The sequence below is a fragment of the Kosakonia sp. HypNH10 genome, assembly GCF_029850615.1.
Taxonomy (GTDB): Bacteria; Pseudomonadota; Gammaproteobacteria; order Enterobacterales; family Enterobacteriaceae; genus Kosakonia; species Kosakonia cowanii.
The window spans coordinates 21,695-40,456 of sequence record NZ_JAOTIU010000005.1; the positions used below are offsets into that span (position 1 = coordinate 21,695).

Annotated in this window: 15 protein-coding genes; 13 read left to right on the forward strand and 2 right to left on the reverse strand. The window is 54.6% G+C overall.

Going from position 1 to position 18,762, the window contains the following annotated elements; genetic code table 11:
* Positions 1 to 5 precede the first annotated feature (5 nt).
* Genes atpA through N7V53_RS15360 form a run of 4 tightly spaced genes read left to right on the forward strand, consistent with a single transcriptional unit; the run spans position 6 to position 4,310 of the window.
* Entirely contained in the window at positions 6 to 1,547 is a 1,542-nt protein-coding gene (atpA, locus tag N7V53_RS15345) for a F0F1 ATP synthase subunit alpha (RefSeq protein ID WP_042714836.1), read from the forward strand.
* Positions 1,548 to 1,597: 50 nt separating this feature from the next.
* Positions 1,598 to 2,461, forward strand: coding sequence for a F0F1 ATP synthase subunit gamma (gene atpG / locus N7V53_RS15350; RefSeq protein ID WP_124971067.1), 864 nt, complete (start codon positions 1,598 to 1,600; stop codon positions 2,459 to 2,461).
* A 26-nt stretch (positions 2,462 to 2,487) separates the two neighbouring features.
* Entirely contained in the window at positions 2,488 to 3,870 is a 1,383-nt protein-coding gene (atpD, locus tag N7V53_RS15355) for a F0F1 ATP synthase subunit beta (RefSeq protein WP_124971070.1), read from the forward strand.
* Positions 3,871 to 3,890: 20 nt separating this feature from the next.
* Positions 3,891 to 4,310 carry a F0F1 ATP synthase subunit epsilon gene (locus tag N7V53_RS15360; RefSeq protein ID WP_042714842.1) on the forward strand — a complete coding sequence of 140 codons (420 nt, stop codon included), beginning with the start codon at positions 3,891 to 3,893 and terminating at the stop codon, positions 4,308 to 4,310.
* A 334-nt stretch (positions 4,311 to 4,644) separates the two neighbouring features.
* On the opposite strand, the gene N7V53_RS15365 is transcribed toward N7V53_RS15360, so the two are convergent.
* On the reverse strand, positions 4,645 to 6,750 hold the full coding sequence (locus N7V53_RS15365; protein ID WP_279793898.1) for a right-handed parallel beta-helix repeat-containing protein: 2,106 nt from the start codon (positions 6,748 to 6,750) through the stop codon (positions 4,645 to 4,647).
* A gap of 343 nt (positions 6,751 to 7,093) precedes the next feature.
* Between N7V53_RS15365 and glmU the strand changes: the two genes are divergently transcribed.
* From glmU to N7V53_RS15385, 4 genes are all read left to right on the forward strand, one after another.
* Entirely contained in the window at positions 7,094 to 8,464 is a 1,371-nt protein-coding gene (gene glmU, locus N7V53_RS15370) for a bifunctional UDP-N-acetylglucosamine diphosphorylase/glucosamine-1-phosphate N-acetyltransferase GlmU (RefSeq protein WP_124971076.1), read from the forward strand.
* 244 nt (positions 8,465 to 8,708) lie between these two features.
* Positions 8,709 to 10,538, forward strand: coding sequence for a glutamine--fructose-6-phosphate transaminase (isomerizing) (gene glmS / locus N7V53_RS15375; RefSeq protein WP_270221847.1), 1,830 nt, complete (start codon positions 8,709 to 8,711; stop codon positions 10,536 to 10,538).
* Positions 10,539 to 10,635: 97 nt separating this feature from the next.
* Positions 10,636 to 12,897 (forward strand): type VI secretion system tip protein TssI/VgrG, encoded by a 2,262-nt coding sequence (gene tssI, locus N7V53_RS15380; RefSeq protein WP_279793899.1) that lies wholly within the window; start codon positions 10,636 to 10,638, stop codon positions 12,895 to 12,897.
* A 10-nt stretch (positions 12,898 to 12,907) separates the two neighbouring features.
* Positions 12,908 to 13,255, forward strand: a complete 348-nt coding sequence (locus N7V53_RS15385; RefSeq protein WP_279793900.1) for a hypothetical protein — start codon at positions 12,908 to 12,910, stop codon at positions 13,253 to 13,255.
* A gap of 44 nt (positions 13,256 to 13,299) precedes the next feature.
* Here the strand turns inward: N7V53_RS15385 and N7V53_RS15390 are convergent, their stop codons facing one another.
* Positions 13,300 to 13,689: a hypothetical protein gene (locus N7V53_RS15390; RefSeq protein ID WP_128483958.1), complete on the reverse strand. Its 390-nt coding sequence runs from the start codon at positions 13,687 to 13,689 to the stop codon at positions 13,300 to 13,302.
* A 435-nt stretch (positions 13,690 to 14,124) separates the two neighbouring features.
* Here N7V53_RS15390 and pstS point away from each other — a divergent pair, with 435 nt between their 5' ends.
* From pstS to phoU, 5 genes are all read left to right on the forward strand, one after another.
* On the forward strand, positions 14,125 to 15,165 hold the full coding sequence (gene pstS / locus N7V53_RS15395) for a phosphate ABC transporter substrate-binding protein PstS (protein WP_124971159.1): 1,041 nt from the start codon (positions 14,125 to 14,127) through the stop codon (positions 15,163 to 15,165).
* A gap of 124 nt (positions 15,166 to 15,289) precedes the next feature.
* Positions 15,290 to 16,249, forward strand: a complete 960-nt coding sequence (pstC, locus tag N7V53_RS15400; protein WP_076769285.1) for a phosphate ABC transporter permease PstC — start codon at positions 15,290 to 15,292, stop codon at positions 16,247 to 16,249.
* Positions 16,249 to 17,139, forward strand: coding sequence for a phosphate ABC transporter permease PstA (gene pstA, locus N7V53_RS15405; protein ID WP_076769286.1), 891 nt, complete (start codon positions 16,249 to 16,251; stop codon positions 17,137 to 17,139). Before pstC ends, pstA begins: the two co-directional genes overlap by 1 nt.
* A 46-nt stretch (positions 17,140 to 17,185) precedes the next feature.
* Positions 17,186 to 17,959: a phosphate ABC transporter ATP-binding protein PstB gene (gene pstB / locus N7V53_RS15410; protein ID WP_042714852.1), complete on the forward strand. Its 774-nt coding sequence runs from the start codon at positions 17,186 to 17,188 to the stop codon at positions 17,957 to 17,959.
* Positions 17,960 to 18,027: 68 nt separating this feature from the next.
* Positions 18,028 to 18,753: a phosphate signaling complex protein PhoU gene (gene phoU, locus N7V53_RS15415; protein WP_042714854.1), complete on the forward strand. Its 726-nt coding sequence runs from the start codon at positions 18,028 to 18,030 to the stop codon at positions 18,751 to 18,753.
* Positions 18,754 to 18,762: the final 9 nt, after the last annotated feature.

Genomic DNA, 18,762 nt, shown 5'->3' on the forward strand with positions numbered 1-18,762 from the left:
GGAGCATGCAACTGAATTCCACCGAAATCAGCGAACTGATCAAGCAGCGCATTGCTCAGTTCAGTGTTGTGAGTGAAGCTCACAACGAAGGTACTATTGTTTCTGTAAGCGACGGTGTTATCCGCATCCACGGCCTGGCCGACTGTATGCAGGGCGAGATGATTTCTCTGCCGGGTAACCGTTACGCTATCGCACTGAACCTGGAGCGCGACTCCGTAGGTGCAGTTGTGATGGGTCCGTACGCTGACCTCGCCGAAGGCATGAAGGTCAAATGTACTGGCCGTATTCTTGAAGTTCCGGTTGGCCGTGGCCTGCTGGGTCGTGTGGTGAACACCCTGGGTGCGCCAATCGACGGTAAAGGTCCGGTTGATAACGATGGCTTCTCGCCAATCGAAGTTATCGCACCGGGCGTTATCGATCGTCAGTCCGTCGACCAGCCGGTTCAGACCGGTTACAAATCCGTCGACGCCATGATCCCAATCGGTCGTGGTCAGCGTGAGCTGATCATCGGCGACCGTCAGACCGGTAAAACGGCGATGGCTATCGACGCCATCATCAACCAGCGCGACTCCGGCATCAAATGTGTGTACGTGGCCATCGGCCAGAAAGCGTCCACCATTGCTAACGTGGTTCGTAAACTGGAAGAGCACGGCGCACTGTCCAACACCATCGTTGTTGTGGCAACCGCCTCTGAATCCGCTGCACTGCAATACCTGGCGCCGTATGCCGGTTGCGCAATGGGCGAATACTTCCGTGACCGCGGTGAAGATGCGCTGATCGTATACGATGACCTGTCTAAACAGGCCGTTGCTTACCGTCAGGTTTCCCTGCTGCTCCGTCGTCCGCCAGGACGTGAAGCGTTCCCGGGCGACGTATTTTACCTCCACTCCCGCCTGCTGGAGCGCGCATCCCGCGTAAACGCGGAATACGTAGAGAACTTCACCAAAGGTGAAGTGAAAGGTAAAACCGGCTCCCTGACTGCCCTGCCGATTATCGAAACGCAGGCGGGTGACGTTTCCGCGTTCGTTCCGACCAACGTAATCTCGATTACCGATGGTCAGATCTTCCTGGAAACCAACCTGTTTAACTCCGGTATTCGTCCGGCGGTTAACCCGGGTATCTCCGTATCCCGTGTGGGTGGTGCAGCGCAGACCAAGATCATCAAGAAACTGTCCGGTGGTATCCGTACCGCACTGGCACAGTATCGTGAGCTGGCGGCGTTCTCTCAGTTCGCATCCGATCTGGACGAAGCAACCCGTAAACAGCTGAGCCACGGTCAGAAAGTGACCGAGCTGCTGAAACAGAAACAGTATGCCCCTATGTCTGTTGCACAACAGGGCCTGGTGCTGTTCGCGGCTGAACGCGGTTACCTCGAAGATGTGGAACTGGCGAAAATCGGTAGCTTCGAAGCCGCTCTGCTGGCGTACGTTGACCGTGAACACGCTCCGCTGATGCAAGAGATCAACCAGTCCGGTGGCTATAACGACGAAATCGAAGGCAAGCTGAAAGGCATCCTCGATTCCTTCAAAGCAACCCAGTCCTGGTAACGTCTGGCGGCCTGTCTTAGGGCAGGCCGTAAGGCATTGAGGAGAAGCTCATGGCCGGCGCAAAAGAGATACGTAGTAAGATCGCAAGCGTCCAGAACACGCAAAAGATCACTAAAGCGATGGAGATGGTCGCCGCTTCCAAAATGCGTAAATCGCAGGATCGCATGGCGTCCAGCCGTCCTTATGCAGATACCATGCGCAAAGTGATTGGTCACCTTGCGAACGGTAATCTGGAATATAAGCACCCCTACCTGGAAGAGCGCGATGTAAAACGCGTGGGCTACCTGGTAGTGTCGACCGACCGTGGTCTGTGCGGTGGCTTGAACATTAACCTGTTCAAAAAACTGCTGGCGGATATGAAAGCATGGTCCGATAAAGGCGTTCAGAGCGAACTCGCGATGATCGGCTCTAAAGGCGTCTCTTTCTTCAATTCCGTTGGTGGCAACGTGGTAGCTCAGGTGACCGGTATGGGTGATAACCCGTCCCTGTCAGAACTGATCGGCCCGGTGAAAGTCATGCTGCAGGCCTACGACGAAGGTCGTCTGGATAAGCTTTATATTGTTAGCAATAAATTTATCAACACCATGTCTCAGGTTCCGACCATCACTCAGCTGCTGCCGTTACCGGCTGCAGAAGATGAAGAGTTGAAGCATAAATCCTGGGATTACCTGTATGAACCCGATCCAAAAGCGCTGCTGGATACGCTCCTGCGCCGTTATGTTGAATCTCAGGTTTATCAGGGTGTTGTTGAAAACCTGGCCAGCGAGCAGGCCGCACGTATGGTGGCGATGAAAGCCGCGACCGACAATGGCGGCAGCCTGATTAAAGAGCTGCAGTTGGTATACAACAAAGCTCGTCAGGCCAGCATTACTCAGGAACTCACCGAGATCGTCGGTGGTGCATCCGCGGTATAACCAGGTTAATTCGTAGAGGATTCATGATGGCTACTGGAAAAATTGTCCAGGTAATCGGCGCCGTGGTTGACGTCGAATTCCCTCAGGATGCCGTACCGCGCGTGTACGATGCTCTTGAGGTTCAGAATGGTAACGAGACGCTGGTGCTGGAAGTTCAGCAGCAGCTCGGCGGCGGTATCGTACGTACCATCGCCATGGGTTCTTCCGACGGTCTGCGTCGTGGTCTGCAAGTAACAGACCTCCAGCACCCGATCGAAGTCCCGGTAGGTAAAGCAACACTGGGTCGTATCATGAACGTGCTCGGTCAGCCGATCGACATGAAAGGCGACATCGGTGAAGAAGAGCGTTGGGCTATCCACCGTTCTGCGCCATCCTATGAAGAGCTCTCCAGCTCTCAGGAACTGCTGGAAACCGGCATCAAAGTAATCGACCTGATGTGTCCGTTCGCCAAGGGCGGTAAAGTCGGTCTGTTCGGTGGTGCGGGTGTAGGTAAAACCGTAAACATGATGGAGCTGATCCGTAACATCGCGATCGAGCACTCCGGTTACTCTGTGTTTGCGGGCGTGGGTGAACGTACTCGTGAGGGTAACGACTTCTACCACGAAATGACCGACTCCAACGTACTGGATAAAGTATCCCTGGTGTACGGCCAGATGAACGAGCCGCCGGGAAACCGTCTGCGCGTTGCACTGACCGGCCTGACCATGGCTGAGAAGTTCCGTGACGAAGGTCGTGACGTTCTGCTGTTCGTCGACAACATCTACCGTTATACCCTCGCCGGTACTGAAGTATCCGCACTGCTGGGCCGTATGCCTTCAGCGGTAGGTTACCAGCCGACGCTGGCGGAAGAGATGGGTGTTCTGCAGGAACGTATCACCTCTACCAAAACCGGTTCTATCACCTCCGTTCAGGCGGTATACGTACCGGCGGATGACTTGACTGACCCGTCTCCGGCAACCACCTTTGCGCACCTTGACGCAACCGTGGTACTGAGCCGTCAGATCGCTTCTCTGGGTATCTACCCGGCCGTTGACCCGCTGGATTCCACCAGCCGTCAGCTGGATCCGCTGGTAGTTGGCCAGGAGCACTACGACACCGCGCGTGGCGTACAGTCTCTGCTGCAGCGTTATCAGGAACTGAAAGATATCATCGCCATCCTCGGTATGGATGAGCTGTCTGAAGAAGACAAACTGGTGGTTGCTCGCGCTCGTAAGATCCAGCGCTTCCTCTCCCAGCCGTTCTTCGTTGCGGAAGTATTCACCGGTTCTCCGGGTAAATACGTCTCCCTGAAAGACACCATCCGTGGCTTTAAAGGCATCATGGAAGGCGAATACGATCACCTGCCGGAGCAGGCGTTCTACATGGTCGGTTCCATCGACGAAGCCGTGGAAAAAGCCAAAAAACTTTAACGCCTTAATCGGAGGGTGATATGGCAATGACTTACCACCTGGATGTCGTCAGCGCAGAGCAACAGATGTTCTCTGGTCTGGTCGAGAAAATCCAGGTAACGGGCAGTGAAGGTGAACTGGGTGTTTTCCCGGGTCACGCACCGCTGCTCACCGCCATTAAGCCTGGTATGATCCGCATCGTTAAACAGTTCGGTCATGAAGAGTTTATCTACCTGTCCGGCGGCATTCTCGAAGTGCAGCCTGGCAGCGTGACCGTTCTGGCTGATACAGCAATTCGTGGCCAGGATCTCGACGAAGCGCGAGCTCTGGAAGCGAAGCGTAAAGCAGAAGAGCACATTAAAGGCTCTCACGGTGACGTGGATTACGCTCAGGCGTCTGCAGAGCTGGCGAAAGCTATCGCGAAACTGCGTGTTATCGAGTTGACGAAGAAAGCGATGTAACACCGGCTTGAACGTTAAAAAGCCAGTCTGGTCTCCAGGCTGGCTTTTTTTATGGCTGCGTTTCAGGAAAAATGAAACTAAAAAGGTGTTTTAATATTTTGTGATAAATGTCACAAAAATGTTGATCGATTTAACAGCGAGGCGTAGACTCCTTTTCTGTGATGTACATCACATAACCAAATTCAAAAAAGGAAGCCATCATGAAACTGATCAACAAAATCATCGCTATGTTCAGCAACATGAACGTCTCTTTCGGCACGTTCAATCACTGATTGCTGTGATGCCGTGTGGCGCTGCGCTGACTCCACCTGGAGAAGCGAGCGCCATCGGGCTATCACTTTAGGGCCGCCTCCACCGCCGCGCTCTCCAGCTCCTTCCCTTCGCTGTTCACGCTCTTTCCCTGCCTGATAAAGTAGTTGGTGTTATCAATATTCCCGATCACCGCATCGTCATAGCGACCCAGCGCGCTGCGCACCGATTTGTTGCCGCGAAAAACGCCCTGCGTTGAAGCGTCGCCATACGGGCTGGGCCGGAAGATAAAATTGAAGCGCTGGTTATCAGCCGCAATATTGTTCTCTACCACCAGCCTGCCTGGGTTGAAGTTATCGGTAAACCCATCCAGATGGTTACCCACCGCTTTACTGTTACGGATCTGATGCGCCACCGGCTGCCCTTCCCCGCCAAGCTTAAAGCCGTTGCTGGTATTGTTGCGGGCAATTGAATTCTCGATCACCACTACCCCATTGGCACCATCTTCAATCTTGTTAAACAGGTCGAAGCCGTCATCAATATTGTCATGGGCGTAGCAGCGGATCAGCCGGTTCCCCTCCCCTACGCGCATTTTCACCGCAAAGCCGTCGGCGTTAATCTTGCCCGCATCTTCATTGCCCCAGGATTCTGAATCGACTACTCGGTTATCGCTGGCCCACAGCGCGCGGCCAATTTTCTCCGGGGAGGAGATCTGAATGCCGGTGTCGTCGTTACGCCAGGCGACCACCTTTTCAATCAGGTTATGGCTGCCCTGCACGCGCAGGCTTTTCTCCGTCACCTCAATCCCTTTGATACGCCAGTAGCTGGCATCAAGCAGCAGGCCATGGATCACCACTTTCCCCTCCGCTTCCAGCGTTTTGCGCTGTTTGAGCAGACCGCTCGCCGTCAGCGGGATTTCGGTATAGGGGTAATCACCAGCCTGTAGCACGATTTTACCGCCCGGCGGCAGCAAGCGAATTGCCGTGGCGATATCCAGCGGTGCGGCGGCAGTGCCGGCGCCCTGAGCCGTACCCTGCGGCGAAACATGCAGCGTCAGCGCTACCGGGTCGGTTTTCTCAACCTTGATCTGTTGAACCACGGGTTTACCTTCCGCTTTTGGGGTAAAGGTGAGCGCAAAAGTGGTGTTTTGCTTCAGCCGCGTCGGCAGGGTGTACATCTCGCCCGCTTTTACTGGTTTCTCATTACCGATCACCACTTCATTTTCCCGCACGCTGAAGCTGCCATCGTAGTTGGCCCGCGCCTGGAGCAGGTATTTCTCACTGCCGCTTTGCGCAGGAGAGGCGATTTGCACCACCACCGGCAACGCGGGCGGCTGCCAGGGCGCAGAAGCAACCGTGTGGGCTTCAGAGGTGGTTAACGAGGCGTCGGTAACGGTGATTTTCGCGTTACGCGAGGCGAAGAAACCAACGTAATAAAATGCTTTGTCCTGTACCGCAATGAGATCGGCGCGTGGGATCTGCTGGCTGACCCATTGCTCGCTCCCGGCGGGTGCCCAGCTAGTGATAAAACCGTTATCGGTGCGCTCGAGCTTAAGCCGGAAAGTCGGTGTCTTACGTAGATCGACCTCTTCCTGATAGCTGGTTTTGACAATCGCCGCGCCAGCGTTGCCCCACGGCTGCGTGATGCCTTCCCGGCTGATAGCCTGCATTTTGACGCGGAAATTATCCTTTTTGTCCTGCGTCATAATGGCGTTCATCACCATATTGGAAGCGGCGGGAAACTCTTCATACCCCTCTTGCAGCGGCTGCTGGCGCGCGGGACCGATCACATCGCGCACCAGTAAGCCCGCGCCCTCTTGTGCCGCAGGCTTTGCGCCATTTTCCGGGCCAAACTGATCGACGGTGATGGTCGCTTGCAGCGTAAAGTTTTTGCTGACCGGCAGCTTTGTATAGAAGAAGGTGAGGCCATCATGGGCGTTGGCAATTTTGCCGCCGCGGCTCTCAAGGGTGATGGGTTTCGACAGATCGGCAATTGTTTCGACTGTGAGCTTCTTACCCGCAATCGTCACATCATTGACGCCAATCTTTCCGGCAAGCACGTTTGAGGAGAAATTGAGATCGGTCGACTGGCCAAAAGCTATAGCTTTCCACTCTGCCGTGGGTTCAGCAAAGGTTGGGGCGCAGACAAGAGAACTGCATATCGCGAGGGCCAGAGGTATTTTATAATTCATTTTATTCTCCTGATGGATAATTGCCGTTGATTATCATCAATATGAAACGGTGTTTCTTTTTTATAGCTCACACTCTTTGCTTAATAAAACGTCGTTTTGTTTTGTGCGATCTTTATTCAGGATGAAAAATAACAGCTAACTCATTGTATAAATGAGCAGCAGTGAAAAATGGAGCGACTTTCTGGCCGTAAACTGCTTTACTCTGCCGATAAAAAGCGCGTTAGTGGGCGCCTGGCGTGGAATGTTGCACGTTTCACCAGCACTCCATTTCATGCTACAAAATATGTAGTATTTTCAATATGAAAGAGGTTAACTTCTTTCCCAAATAATAGTCAGGACGAATATGTTGAACTCAAAAATGAGCGTGGTGATCCTTGCGGCTGGCAAAGGCACACGCATGTACTCCGATCTTCCCAAAGTGCTGCATACTCTTGCAGGTAAAGCGATGGTGCAGCATGTCATTGATGCTGCTACGAAATTGGGTGCGGATCATGTTCATCTCGTATACGGCCACGGTGGCGAACTGCTTAAACAGCGCCTCGTAGACGACAAACTTAACTGGGTGCTGCAAGCGGAACAGCTCGGCACCGGTCACGCCATGCAGCAGGCGGCGCCCTTCTTTGCTGACGATGAAGATATTTTAATGCTCTACGGCGATGTGCCGCTGATCTCCGTCGAGACCCTTGAGCGCCTGCGTGAAGCCAAACCGCAGGGCGGCATTGGGCTACTTACCGTTAAACTCGACGATCCGACCGGTTATGGTCGCATTACCCGTGAAAACGGCGTGGTCACCGGCATCGTTGAGCAGAAAGATGCCACTGAAGCCCAGCGGCAGATTAATGAGATCAACACCGGCATTCTGATCGCCAACGGCGCGGATCTGAAGCGCTGGCTCGCTAAGCTGACCAATAATAATGCGCAGGGTGAATACTACATCACAGACATTATCAGCCTGGCTTATCACGAAGGGCGTGAAATTGCCGCCGTTCATCCGCAGCGCTTAAGCGAAGTGGAAGGGGTGAATAACCGCCTGCAACTTTCGCGTCTCGAGCGCGCGTACCAGGCTGAACAGGCAGAAAAACTGCTGCTGGCAGGCGTGATGCTGCGCGATCCGGCGCGTTTCGATCTGCGCGGCACGCTCTCTCATGGCCGCGATGTTGAGATCGACACCAACGTCATCATTGAAGGCAACGTTACGCTGGGTAATCGCGTGAAGATTGGCGCAGGCGTGATCCTGAAGAACTGCGTGATTGGCGATGATTGCGAGATCAGCCCCTACAGCGTGGTGGAAGATGCCCGCCTCGAAGCAGATTGCACCATCGGACCGTTCGCGCGTTTACGTCCGGGCGCAGAACTGCTGGCCGGCGCGCACGTCGGCAACTTCGTCGAGATGAAAAAAGCGCGTCTCGGCAAAGGCTCCAAAGCGGGTCATCTGACCTACCTCGGCGACGCGGAGATTGGCGACAACGTTAACGTCGGCGCAGGGGTGATTACCTGCAACTACGACGGTGCTAATAAATTCAAAACCATCATTGGCGACGATGTATTTGTCGGCTCCGATACGCAGCTGGTGGCTCCGGTGACGGTCGCCAAAGGGGCGACCATCGCCGCTGGTACCACCGTTACCCGCGATATCGCCGAAAACGAGCTGGTATTAAGCCGTGTGCCGCAGGTGCACAAGCAGGGCTGGCAACGCCCGGTGAAAAAGAAGTAAAGCAATAAGACCGGATATGCCCAGCGCTATCCGGCATAGATTCAGGGATGAGAGGAAGATAATCCTCCGCCCGCCAGGCAGTAACTAATAACAATAACCCCACTCTCTACAAGGCTCGGGGCGTCCGCAAAGCGGACACGTACACGGAATGATTCGCGGCACCGCACAACGGTGGTCCGATCGCGACGTGTAAACAGGTTGACCGACAACAAAAGGCATAATGCCAAAATCGGAATCAAAAACTATGTGTGGAATTGTAGGCGCAGTCGCGCAGCGTGATGTTGCAGAAATTCTTCTCGAGGGCTTACGTCGCCTCGAATACCGTGGCTACGACTCTGCCGGTCTGGCAGTCGTCGACAACGAAGGTCATATGACCCGTCTGCGTCGCCTCGGTAAAGTGCAGATGCTGTCGCAGGCGGCGGAAGATCATCCGCTGCACGGCGGAACCGGTATCGCGCACACCCGCTGGGCGACCCATGGCGAACCGTCGGAAGGAAACGCGCATCCGCACGTTTCTGAACATATCGTTGTCGTGCATAACGGCATCATTGAAAACCATGAACCGCTGCGCGAAGAGCTGAAAGCGCGCGGGTATGTGTTTGTCTCCGAAACTGACACCGAAGTGATTGCTCACCTGGTGCACTGGGAGCTGGAACAGGGCGGTACGCTGCGTGAAGCGGTACTGCGCACCATCCCGCAGTTACGCGGTGCCTACGGCACGGTGATTATGGATACCCGTCATCCTGAGACCCTGCTGGCCGCGCGCTCCGGCAGCCCGCTGGTTATCGGTCTCGGCATGGGCGAAAACTTTATCGCTTCTGACCAGCTGGCTCTGCTGCCGGTAACCCGTCGTTTTATCTTCCTCGAAGAGGGTGATATTGCGGAAGTGACCCGCCGGAGCGTGACGATATTTGATAAATCTGGCGTGGAAACCAAACGCCCGGATATCGAATCCAGTCTGCAGTACGACGCGGGCGATAAAGGTATCTATCGCCACTATATGCAGAAAGAGATCTACGAGCAGCCGAACGCCATTAAAAATACCCTGACTGGCCGCATCAGCCATGGCGAAGTCGATCTCAGCGAGCTGGGACCGAACGCGAACGAAATGCTGTCGAAAGTCGAACATATCCAGATCGTCGCCTGCGGTACCTCTTACAACTCCGGTATGGTGTCACGCTACTGGTTTGAATCGCTGGCCGGCGTGCCGTGCGATGTGGAGATTGCCTCAGAGTTCCGCTACCGCAAATCCGCCGTGCGTCGCAACAGCCTGATGATCACCCTTTCGCAGTCCGGTGAGACGGCCGATACGCTGGCAGCGCTGCGTCTGTCGAAAGATCTGGGTTACCTGGGGTCACTGGCAATCTGTAACGTGCCGGGCTCTTCGCTAGTGCGTGAATCGGATCTGGCGATGATGACCAAAGCCGGTACCGAAATCGGTGTTGCTTCAACCAAAGCCTTCACCACCCAGTTAACGGTGCTGCTGATGCTGGTGGCGAAACTGAGCCGCCTGAAAGGACAGGATGCATCGATTGAGCACGATATCGTGCACGGCTTGCAGGCGTTGCCGAACCGCATTGAGCAGATGCTGTCGCAGGATAAACGCATTGAAGCGCTGGCAGAGGACTTCTCTGACAAGCATCACGCGCTGTTCCTCGGTCGCGGCGATCAGTATCCGATCGCGCTGGAAGGCGCGCTGAAGCTGAAAGAGATCTCCTATATTCACGCCGAAGCCTACGCCGCAGGCGAGCTGAAACATGGCCCGCTGGCGCTGATTGACGCGGATATGCCGGTTATCGTGGTTGCACCGAACAACGAACTGCTGGAAAAACTGAAATCCAACATCGAAGAAGTGCGCGCCCGCGGTGGCGTGCTGTATGTCTTCGCCGATCAGGATGCCGGTTTCACCAGCAGCGACAACATGCACATCATTGATATGCCGCACGTAGAAGAGACGATTGCACCGATCTTCTACACCGTGCCGCTGCAACTGTTGGCCTATCACGTTGCGCTGATTAAAGGCACCGACGTTGACCAGCCGCGCAACCTGGCAAAATCGGTAACGGTGGAATAATCCTAAACTAACGTCATCTGCTCATCGAGAGGGTGACGTTAACCGTAGTGTAAATAAGTCCGGATATGCTCCTTAAAAAAGCATACCGGATTTTTTTATGTCTCAAATTCGTATTACGGTTAACCTGGCTGCCGCGCCTGACCTGCTTTTCTGGAAAATGTCCGGCAGTGAATCGCTCTCTGAGCCTTTTGAATATGCGCTCACGCTATTGGGTGAAGATGCCCGCATCGACCGAAGTCAAATCCTCGGGCAGCCCATCACTATTGATATTCCTGCGCAGGGCGGCGCGGTAAGGCGTTATATCAATGGCAGAGTGACCAGCGTTGCCGTCTCCTCTGTTGAGCTCTCGGGGGAGCGTTATGCCGCCTATCAGCTCAGCGTTGAGTCCGACCTCTGGCCAATGCGGCTGGCGCGCGATATGCGCATCTTTCAGGCGCAAACCATCCCGCAGATTGTGCAGACGATGTTGTCCGAACAGGGCGTCAAAGTAGACGATCAGCTGACGCAGAGTTACCGGGTATGGGAATATTGCGTGCAGTACCAGGAGAGCAGCCTGGACTTCATCTGCCGGCTGATGGAGCTGGAGGGGATAAGCTGGTATTTCCGCCACCAGCCGGATAGCCACACTCTGGTACTGGCGGATGCCGGTACCGCTTTTCCCTCTGCGCCGGGTTATGAGGTGATCCCCTATATTCAAACCGCCGCAGGCGGCGTGGCTGATTTTGAAGGCATCAGCCAATGGTCGCTGCACGATCGCGTCACACCAGGGCTTTTTAGCACCGAAGATTATGATTTTCGTAAGCCCAACGCCTGGCTGTTCCAGGCGCGGCAGAATCCCGCCTCGCCCTCGCCCGGCCAGATCGATGTTTACGAATGGCCCGGTCGCTTTGTTGAGCAAAATGACGGCGAATATTATGCCCGCATCAAACAGGAGCGCTGGCAGGTTGATCATCAACAGATTTCCGCCACCGCCACCGCAAGCGGCATTGCGGCCGGTCATACCTTCCAGTTAACCCATGCGCCGTTTGCGCAGGATAACGGGCGTTATCTGGTGACAAAAACCGTACTGCACATTGAAGAGAACCGCTATGCCAGCGGTGATGAGGGTGCCAGCTCGCGGTTGATAAACTTCAGCGTTATTCCTGCGTCGCTGGTCTGGCGGCCGGAGCAGCGAACCGCCTGGCCTCGCACCTATGGTCCGCAGACTGCCCGCGTTGTTGGCCCCGCCGGGGAGACGATATGGACCGATAAATATGGCCGTATCAAGGTGAAATTCCACTGGGATCGGCTCGGCAAGAGTGATGAAACCAGCTCCTGCTGGGTGCGCGTCTCCAGCGCGTGGGCGGGCCAGGGATTCGGCGGCGTGCAGATCCCGCGCGTCGGCGATGAGGTGGTGATTGATTTTATTAATGGCGATCCCGACCGGCCCATCGTCACCGGGCGCGTCTACAACGATGCCAATATGCCTCCATGGGCGCTACCCGCTGCCGCCACGGTAATGGGGTTTATGACGCGCTCGAAAACTGGCAGCTGTGACAACGCCAGCTATTTGCTCTTTGAAGATAAGCTCGGCGTTGAGCGGGTCGATATGCATGCCGAAAAGGATATGAATATCTCCGTTGAGAACAACCAGGCGATCACCATTGGCGGCAACAGAAGCCTGACGGTGTCGGGTGAGCTTGCTGATGAGGTGACGAAAAAAGCGGATTTTACATACCACGCTACCCGCACCACGCTGGTGGAGCAGAAGGACACGCGCACGGTGAATAATGGCGAAGAGCTGACGGTCACCAATGGCCGCGTGAAGAGCGTCACCAGCGGCGGGGAGAAGGTGACGATCAAAGGGGGACGCGTTGAGGAGATTGAAGGCGCGGCTTCACAGCATGTCACTGCGTTAGTGAGCTATACCTTTGATAGCGGCGTCACCTCGACTATTACCGGCGATCGTCAAGAGCAGATTTCTCAACACCTGACGCAGACCATCGAGGGAAATAGCGCGGCCACCATCAACGGTAGGTGGGATCAGACCGTCGCCGAAGGGGCGAAAATCTATTCGCCGAAAACGATCATCATTGAGAGCGCAGAGAAGGTACATATTAAGACGCCGCATGCGTTTGAATATAAAGATCATAAAGAGACGGCATCGCTTTTCTCTTTTGATTTCACCGCCCTCAAGGTCGCTACCGAAGGCTCTTCATTCACCCTGTCAGCGATAAGCAAGGTAGGTTTAACGAGCCTGAAGTTCGATAAATCGGCATTTGATTTAGCCTCGCACGAAGGGCGCGTCGCATTTGGCAAAGCGATGATGCAGTATGGCCAGGTCATGGCGTCGGTTCATGGCTTAACGATGTTTATGTAAGGGATTGAGTATGAAGATTGCGATCGCTTTTTCTGTCCTCTTTATCGTAGGGATGATCGCCTACATCGTTTACCTGTTTAATCGCGATCACCGCATCCAGACTCAGGGGCGCGACCTGCAGGCCACCATCGAAGAGGTGAGCTATATCAGCTCTAATGATAACGGCACTCAAAATATCCGTTACCGGCTGGCGATTCATGATGGGAGCGTGACGCGCTCGGTTGAGGGGAAAGAGACTATTGCTGCGTTCAACTCGCCGAAAATGCAGAAAGGGCAGAAGGTCGATATTAAGTACCTGGATGACCAGCATATTCTGTTTATTTTTGATAAGCAGGCGTCGTCGGCGAACCCGGGGTAATGCGGGATGAAAAAGAGGCTGCCAGGCGGCAACCTCTTTAGACCTTATTTTACTTTCTGGCTCAGGTCAGCAAGCTGTTTCTCAAGGGTGCTGATGCTGCGCTGCATATCATCGACTTTGCGGCTGAGATCGTCATTGCTTCTTTTCAGCTCATCCCTTTCGCGGCTCATCTTTTCAAGGTCACTTTCCATGCCCTTAATTTTATCCTGCTGCTTAGGGTAATCGCGCTGGATCTCGGAAAGGGTTCTTGCGCTGAGATCAGATGCCGGTGAGATATACGTTTTTCCTTGGGCAGACGAGCCCTGTTCATAGGTCATCAGTGTATCGCCCGAATAGTGGTTGGACATGAAATATACGGGTTCATCTGCCGCCTGGCTGAAGGTAGCGGGTAACAACGTTAGCAATCCTGTCGCGAAAACAATTGTTCTGTTCATACTCATCCTTAGTGTCCACTCAGTGGTGTTAACAACGCCTGTTCAACACCGCTATATACATATGAAAACCATGCTTTGTCTCCTACCTCTTTTCAGTAGCGATGAAGGATAAAAAATCAGCATTGGATGATTGCGAAGCGCGTGGGAAAGCGCGTGGTAGAGGCGGGGATTTTGCGTAAAATTTATTCGGTCAGGGCGAGCAGCCTCGCCTTTTCAGCTACATTTGGATTGTCATAAAAATAAAACATCAGCGAATTGTTAAGGTGTTATCTAACCTTAATATTTTGATTTTTATAGCTAATAAATATTGGTGCTGCGAAAAGCCGCCGCTGTCATCAAACAGTAACAATCGTTGCATATAACTGTCATCAAAGTGTCCTATTTTGCTCCGAGTAGCAACTCAAACAACGATTTACGATCCCTGCAGGAGACATTATGAACGTTATGCGTACCACTGTCGCAACTGTTGTCGCCGCGACCTTTTCTCTGAGCGCTTTTGCTGTAAATGCCGCAGCTAGCCTGACTGGTGCGGGCGCAACTTTCCCTGCGCCGGTGTATGCCAAGTGGGCTGATACCTACCAAAAAGAGACGGGCAATAAGGTCAACTATCAGGGCATCGGCTCCTCCGGTGGCGTGAAGCAGATCACTGCTAAAACCGTTGATTTCGGCGCATCCGATGCACCGCTGTCTGACGAAAAACTCTCCCAGGAAGGCCTGTTCCAGTTCCCGACTGTGATCGGCGGCATCGTGCTGGCTATCAACGTACCGGGCGTTAAATCTGGCGAGCTGGTTCTCGACGGTAAAACACTGGGCGATATCTACCTTGGCAAAATCAAAAAATGGGACGACGCGGCTATCGCCAAACTCAACCCGGGCCTGAAACTGCCTTCACAGAACATCGCCGTGGTTCGCCGCGCTGATGGTTCCGGTACTTCATTCGTCTTCACCAGCTACCTGGCGAAAGTGAACGAAGAGTGGAAATCTAAAGTCGGTGCCGGCTCTACCGTTAACTGGCCGACCGGTCTGGGCGGTAAAGGTAACGACGGCATCGCCGCTTTCGTTCAGCGTCTGCCGGGCTCAATCGGTTACGTTGAGTACGCTTACGCTAAACAGAACAACCTGACCTACACCAAACTGATGTCTGCCGATGGCAAAGCCGTTAGCCCGACCGAAGAGAGCTTCTCTAACGCGGCAAAAGATATCGACTGGAGCAAATCCTTCGCCCAAGACCTGACCAACCAGAAAGGTGCTGATGTGTGGCCAATCACCTCCACCACCTTCATCCTGGTACACAAAGAGCAGGCGAAACCTGAGCAGGGCGCTGAAGTGCTGAAGTTCTTTGACTGGGCGTACAAAAACGGCGGCAAACAGGCTAACGATCTCGACTACGCAACCCTGCCGAGCAGCGTTGTTGAACAAGTTCGCGCCGCATGGAAAACCAACGTGAAAGACAGCAGCGGTAAAGCCGTTTACTAATCGCTGATTTTTGAAGAACATGGCGGATGGCGCTTACACCATCCGCCTTACAGATCCTCTGTAGGCCCGGTAAGCGCAAGCGCCTGCGGGCAACTTCGTAAGACGTCAAACTGAAGAGTAATTTATGGCTGCAACCAAGCCGGCATTTAACCCACCGGGTAAAAAAGGCGACATGATCTTCAGCGCACTGGTAAGACTGGCTGCGCTGATTGTGCTATTGCTGCTGAGCGGCATTATCGTTTCGCTGATTTTCTCCTCCTGGCCCAGCATCCAGAAATTTGGTTTCTCCTTCCTGTGGACCAAAGAGTGGGATGCGCCGAATGAAATTTACGGCGCGCTGGTGCCCATTTACGGCACCATCGTGACTTCTGTTATCGCTCTGCTGATCGCCGTGCCGGTGAGCTTCGGTATCGCGCTGTTCCTGACGGAACTTTCGCCCGGCTGGCTGAAGCGCCCGCTGGGTATCGCCATTGAACTACTGGCGGCGATCCCGAGTATCGTTTACGGCATGTGGGGGCTGTTTATCTTCGCCCCGCTGTTCGCGACCTACTTCCAGGAGCCGGTCGGCAATGTGCTCTCCAATATTCCGTTTGTCGGCGCCCTCTTCTCCGGCCCGGCGTTCGGTATTGGTATCCTCGCCGCCGGGGTGATCCTTGCGATTATGATCATCCCCTACATTGCGGCGGTGATGCGCGATGTGTTCGAACAGACCCCGGTGATGATGAAAGAGTCGGCTTACGGCATCGGCTGCACCACCTGGGAGGTGATCTGGCGCATCGTGCTGCCGTTTACCAAAAACGGGGTGATAGGCGGCGTCATGCTCGGTCTCGGCCGCGCGCTGGGTGAAACCATGGCGGTGACCTTTATCATCGGCAACACCTACCAGCTCGACAGCGCCTCGCTCTATATGCCGGGCAACAGCATCACCTCCGCGCTGGCGAATGAGTTTGCTGAAGCGGAATCGGGCCTGCACGTCGCGGCGCTGATGGAGCTGGGGCTGATTCTGTTTGTTATCACCTTTATCGTGCTGGCGATCTCGAAATTTATGATCCTGCGCCTGGCGAAAAACGAGGGGGCACGCTGATGGCTACGCTTGAAATGCAGCACACCGCAGAGCTGGCTGAATCCCGTCGCAAAATGCAGGCGCGCCGCCGGTTGAAAAACCGTATCGCCCTGACGCTCTCGATGGCGACCATGGTGTTTGGCCTCTTCTGGCTGGTGTGGATCCTCTTCTCTACCGTGACGCGCGGTATCGACGGCATGTCGCTGGCGCTGTTTACCGAATCGACCCCGCCGCCAAATACCGCAGGCGGTGGTCTGGCGAACGCCCTGGCGGGCAGTGGCCTGCTGATCCTGTGGGCGACGGTAATCGGTACGCCGCTGGGCATTATGGCGGGGATCTACCTGGCGGAGTATGGCCGTAAATCCTGGCTCGCCGAGATTATCCGTTTTATCAACGACATTTTGCTCTCCGCCCCCTCTATTGTGGTCGGCCTGTTCGTCTACACCATCGTGGTGGCGCAGATGCAGCACTTCTCCGGCTGGGCAGGCGTGATTGCGCTGGCGCTGCTGCAGGTGCCGATTGTCATTCGTACCACGGAAAACATGCTGAAACTGGTGCCGGACAGCCTGCGTGAAGCGGCTTACGCGCTGGGCACGCCGAAGTGGAAGATGATCTCCGCGATTACGCTGAAAGCCTCTGTCTCCGGCATCATGACCGGCGTACTGCTGGCGATAGCGCGTATCGCGGGTGAAACGGCACCGCTGCTCTTTACGGCGCTCTCTAACCAGTTCTGGAGCACCGACATGATGCAGCCTATCGCTAACCTGCCGGTGACGATTTTCAAATTCGCCATGAGCCCGTTTGCCGAATGGCAGCAGCTGGCCTGGGCCGGGGTGCTGATTATCACGCTCTGCGTACTGCTGTTGAACATTCTGGCGCGCGTTGTCTTCGCCAAGAATCGACACGGTTAATTTTTGCGACGCGGCGAAGGCGGCGTCGAGTTGAGGAAAGAGATAAATGAGTATGGTTGATACTACGCCGGGCAAGATTCAGGTTCGTGATTTGAACTTCTATTACGGCAAATTCCATGCACTGAAAAACATCAGCCTGGATATTGCCAAAAATCAGGTGACGGCGTTTATCGGGCCGTCTGGCTGCGGGAAATCCACGCTGCTGCGCACCTTTAACAAAATGTATGAGCTCTATCCGGAGCAGCGCGCCGAAGGCGAAATCCTGCTGGATGGCGACAACATTCTCACCAATACCCAGGATATCGCGCTGCTGCGTGCGAAAGTGGGCATGGTGTTCCAGAAACCGACGCCGTTCCCGATGTCGATTTACGACAACATCGCCTTTGGCGTGCGTCTGTTTGAAAAGCTTTCGCGCCCGGATATGGACGAGCGCGTGCAGTGGGCCTTGACCAAGGCCGCATTGTGGAATGAAACCAAGGATAAATTGCACCAGAGCGGCTACTCTCTCTCCGGCGGCCAGCAGCAGCGTCTCTGCATCGCGCGCGGCATTGCTATTCGCCCGGAAGTGCTGCTGCTGGATGAGCCTTGCTCGGCGCTGGATCCCATCTCAACCGGCCGTATCGAAGAGCTGATCACCGAGCTTAAGCAGGATTACACCGTGGTTATCGTGACGCACAACATGCAACAGGCGGCGCGCTGTTCCGATCACACTGCGTTTATGTATCTCGGTGAGTTGATTGAGTTCAGTAATACAGACGATCTGTTCACCAAGCCTGCGAAGAAGCAAACGGAAGATTACATTACCGGGCGCTACGGCTGATTGCCGAACCACAGAGGTGGCAGCCACCTCGTTACCACGTGAAATTTGTCGGGCATTTGGAGTGCACCATGGACAATCTGAACCTTAACAAACATATTTCCGGGCAGTTTAACGCTGAGCTGGAAAGCATTCGCACTCAGGTCATGACGATGGGTGGAATGGTGGAGCAGCAGCTCTCGGATGCGATCACCGCCATGCATAATCAGGACAGCGAGCTGGCAAAGCGCGTTGTTGAAGGGGATAAGCAGGTCAATATGATGGAAGTCGCCATCGATGAAGCCTGCGTGCGCATTATCGCCAAGCGTCAGCCGACGGCGAGCGATTTACGCCTGGTGATGGCGATCATCAAAACCATCGCCGAACTGGAGCGTATTGGTGACGTGGCGGATAAAATCTGCCGCACGGCGCTGGAGAAATTCTCCCAGCAGCACCAGCCGCTGCTCGTCAGCCTCGAGTCGTTAGGCCGCCATACCGTGCAGATGCTGCACGACGTGCTCGACGCCTTTGCGCGGATGGACATTGACGAAGCGGTGCGCGTCTATCGCGAAGATAAGAAGGTGGATCAGGAGTATGAAGGCATTGTGCGTCAGCTGATGACCTACATGATGGAGGACTCCCGCACCATTCCGAGCGTGTTGACCGCCCTCTTCTGCGCCCGCTCTATCGAGCGTATCGGCGACCGCTGCCAGAACATCTGCGAGTACATCTTCTACTTCGTTAAAGGCCAGGATTTCCGCCACGTTGGCGGTGACGAGCTGGACAAGCTGCTCGCTGGAAAAGATCCGAAAGAGTAAGCGCAATAA

What these genes read in the sequence shown, in the direction of transcription:
- glmS (WP_270221847.1), top strand. Translation starts at nt 8,709, where the DNA reads ATGTGTGGAATTGTAGGCGCAGTCGCGCAGCGTGATGTTGCAGAAATT.
- N7V53_RS15365 (WP_279793898.1), bottom strand. Translation starts at nt 6,750, where the DNA reads ATGAATTATAAAATACCTCTGGCCCTCGCGATATGCAGTTCTCTTGTC.
- pstA (WP_076769286.1), top strand. Translation starts at nt 16,249, where the DNA reads ATGGCTACGCTTGAAATGCAGCACACCGCAGAGCTGGCTGAATCCCGT.
- atpD (WP_124971070.1), top strand. Translation starts at nt 2,488, where the DNA reads ATGGCTACTGGAAAAATTGTCCAGGTAATCGGCGCCGTGGTTGACGTC.
- phoU (WP_042714854.1), top strand. Translation starts at nt 18,028, where the DNA reads ATGGACAATCTGAACCTTAACAAACATATTTCCGGGCAGTTTAACGCT.
- pstC (WP_076769285.1), top strand. Translation starts at nt 15,290, where the DNA reads ATGGCTGCAACCAAGCCGGCATTTAACCCACCGGGTAAAAAAGGCGAC.
- atpG (WP_124971067.1), top strand. Translation starts at nt 1,598, where the DNA reads ATGGCCGGCGCAAAAGAGATACGTAGTAAGATCGCAAGCGTCCAGAAC.
- pstS (WP_124971159.1), top strand. Translation starts at nt 14,125, where the DNA reads ATGAACGTTATGCGTACCACTGTCGCAACTGTTGTCGCCGCGACCTTT.
- N7V53_RS15360 (WP_042714842.1), top strand. Translation starts at nt 3,891, where the DNA reads ATGGCAATGACTTACCACCTGGATGTCGTCAGCGCAGAGCAACAGATG.
- tssI (WP_279793899.1), top strand. Translation starts at nt 10,636, where the DNA reads ATGTCTCAAATTCGTATTACGGTTAACCTGGCTGCCGCGCCTGACCTG.
- N7V53_RS15385 (WP_279793900.1), top strand. Translation starts at nt 12,908, where the DNA reads ATGAAGATTGCGATCGCTTTTTCTGTCCTCTTTATCGTAGGGATGATC.
- N7V53_RS15390 (WP_128483958.1), bottom strand. Translation starts at nt 13,689, where the DNA reads ATGAACAGAACAATTGTTTTCGCGACAGGATTGCTAACGTTGTTACCC.
- glmU (WP_124971076.1), top strand. Translation starts at nt 7,094, where the DNA reads ATGTTGAACTCAAAAATGAGCGTGGTGATCCTTGCGGCTGGCAAAGGC.
- pstB (WP_042714852.1), top strand. Translation starts at nt 17,186, where the DNA reads ATGAGTATGGTTGATACTACGCCGGGCAAGATTCAGGTTCGTGATTTG.
- atpA (WP_042714836.1), top strand. Translation starts at nt 6, where the DNA reads ATGCAACTGAATTCCACCGAAATCAGCGAACTGATCAAGCAGCGCATT.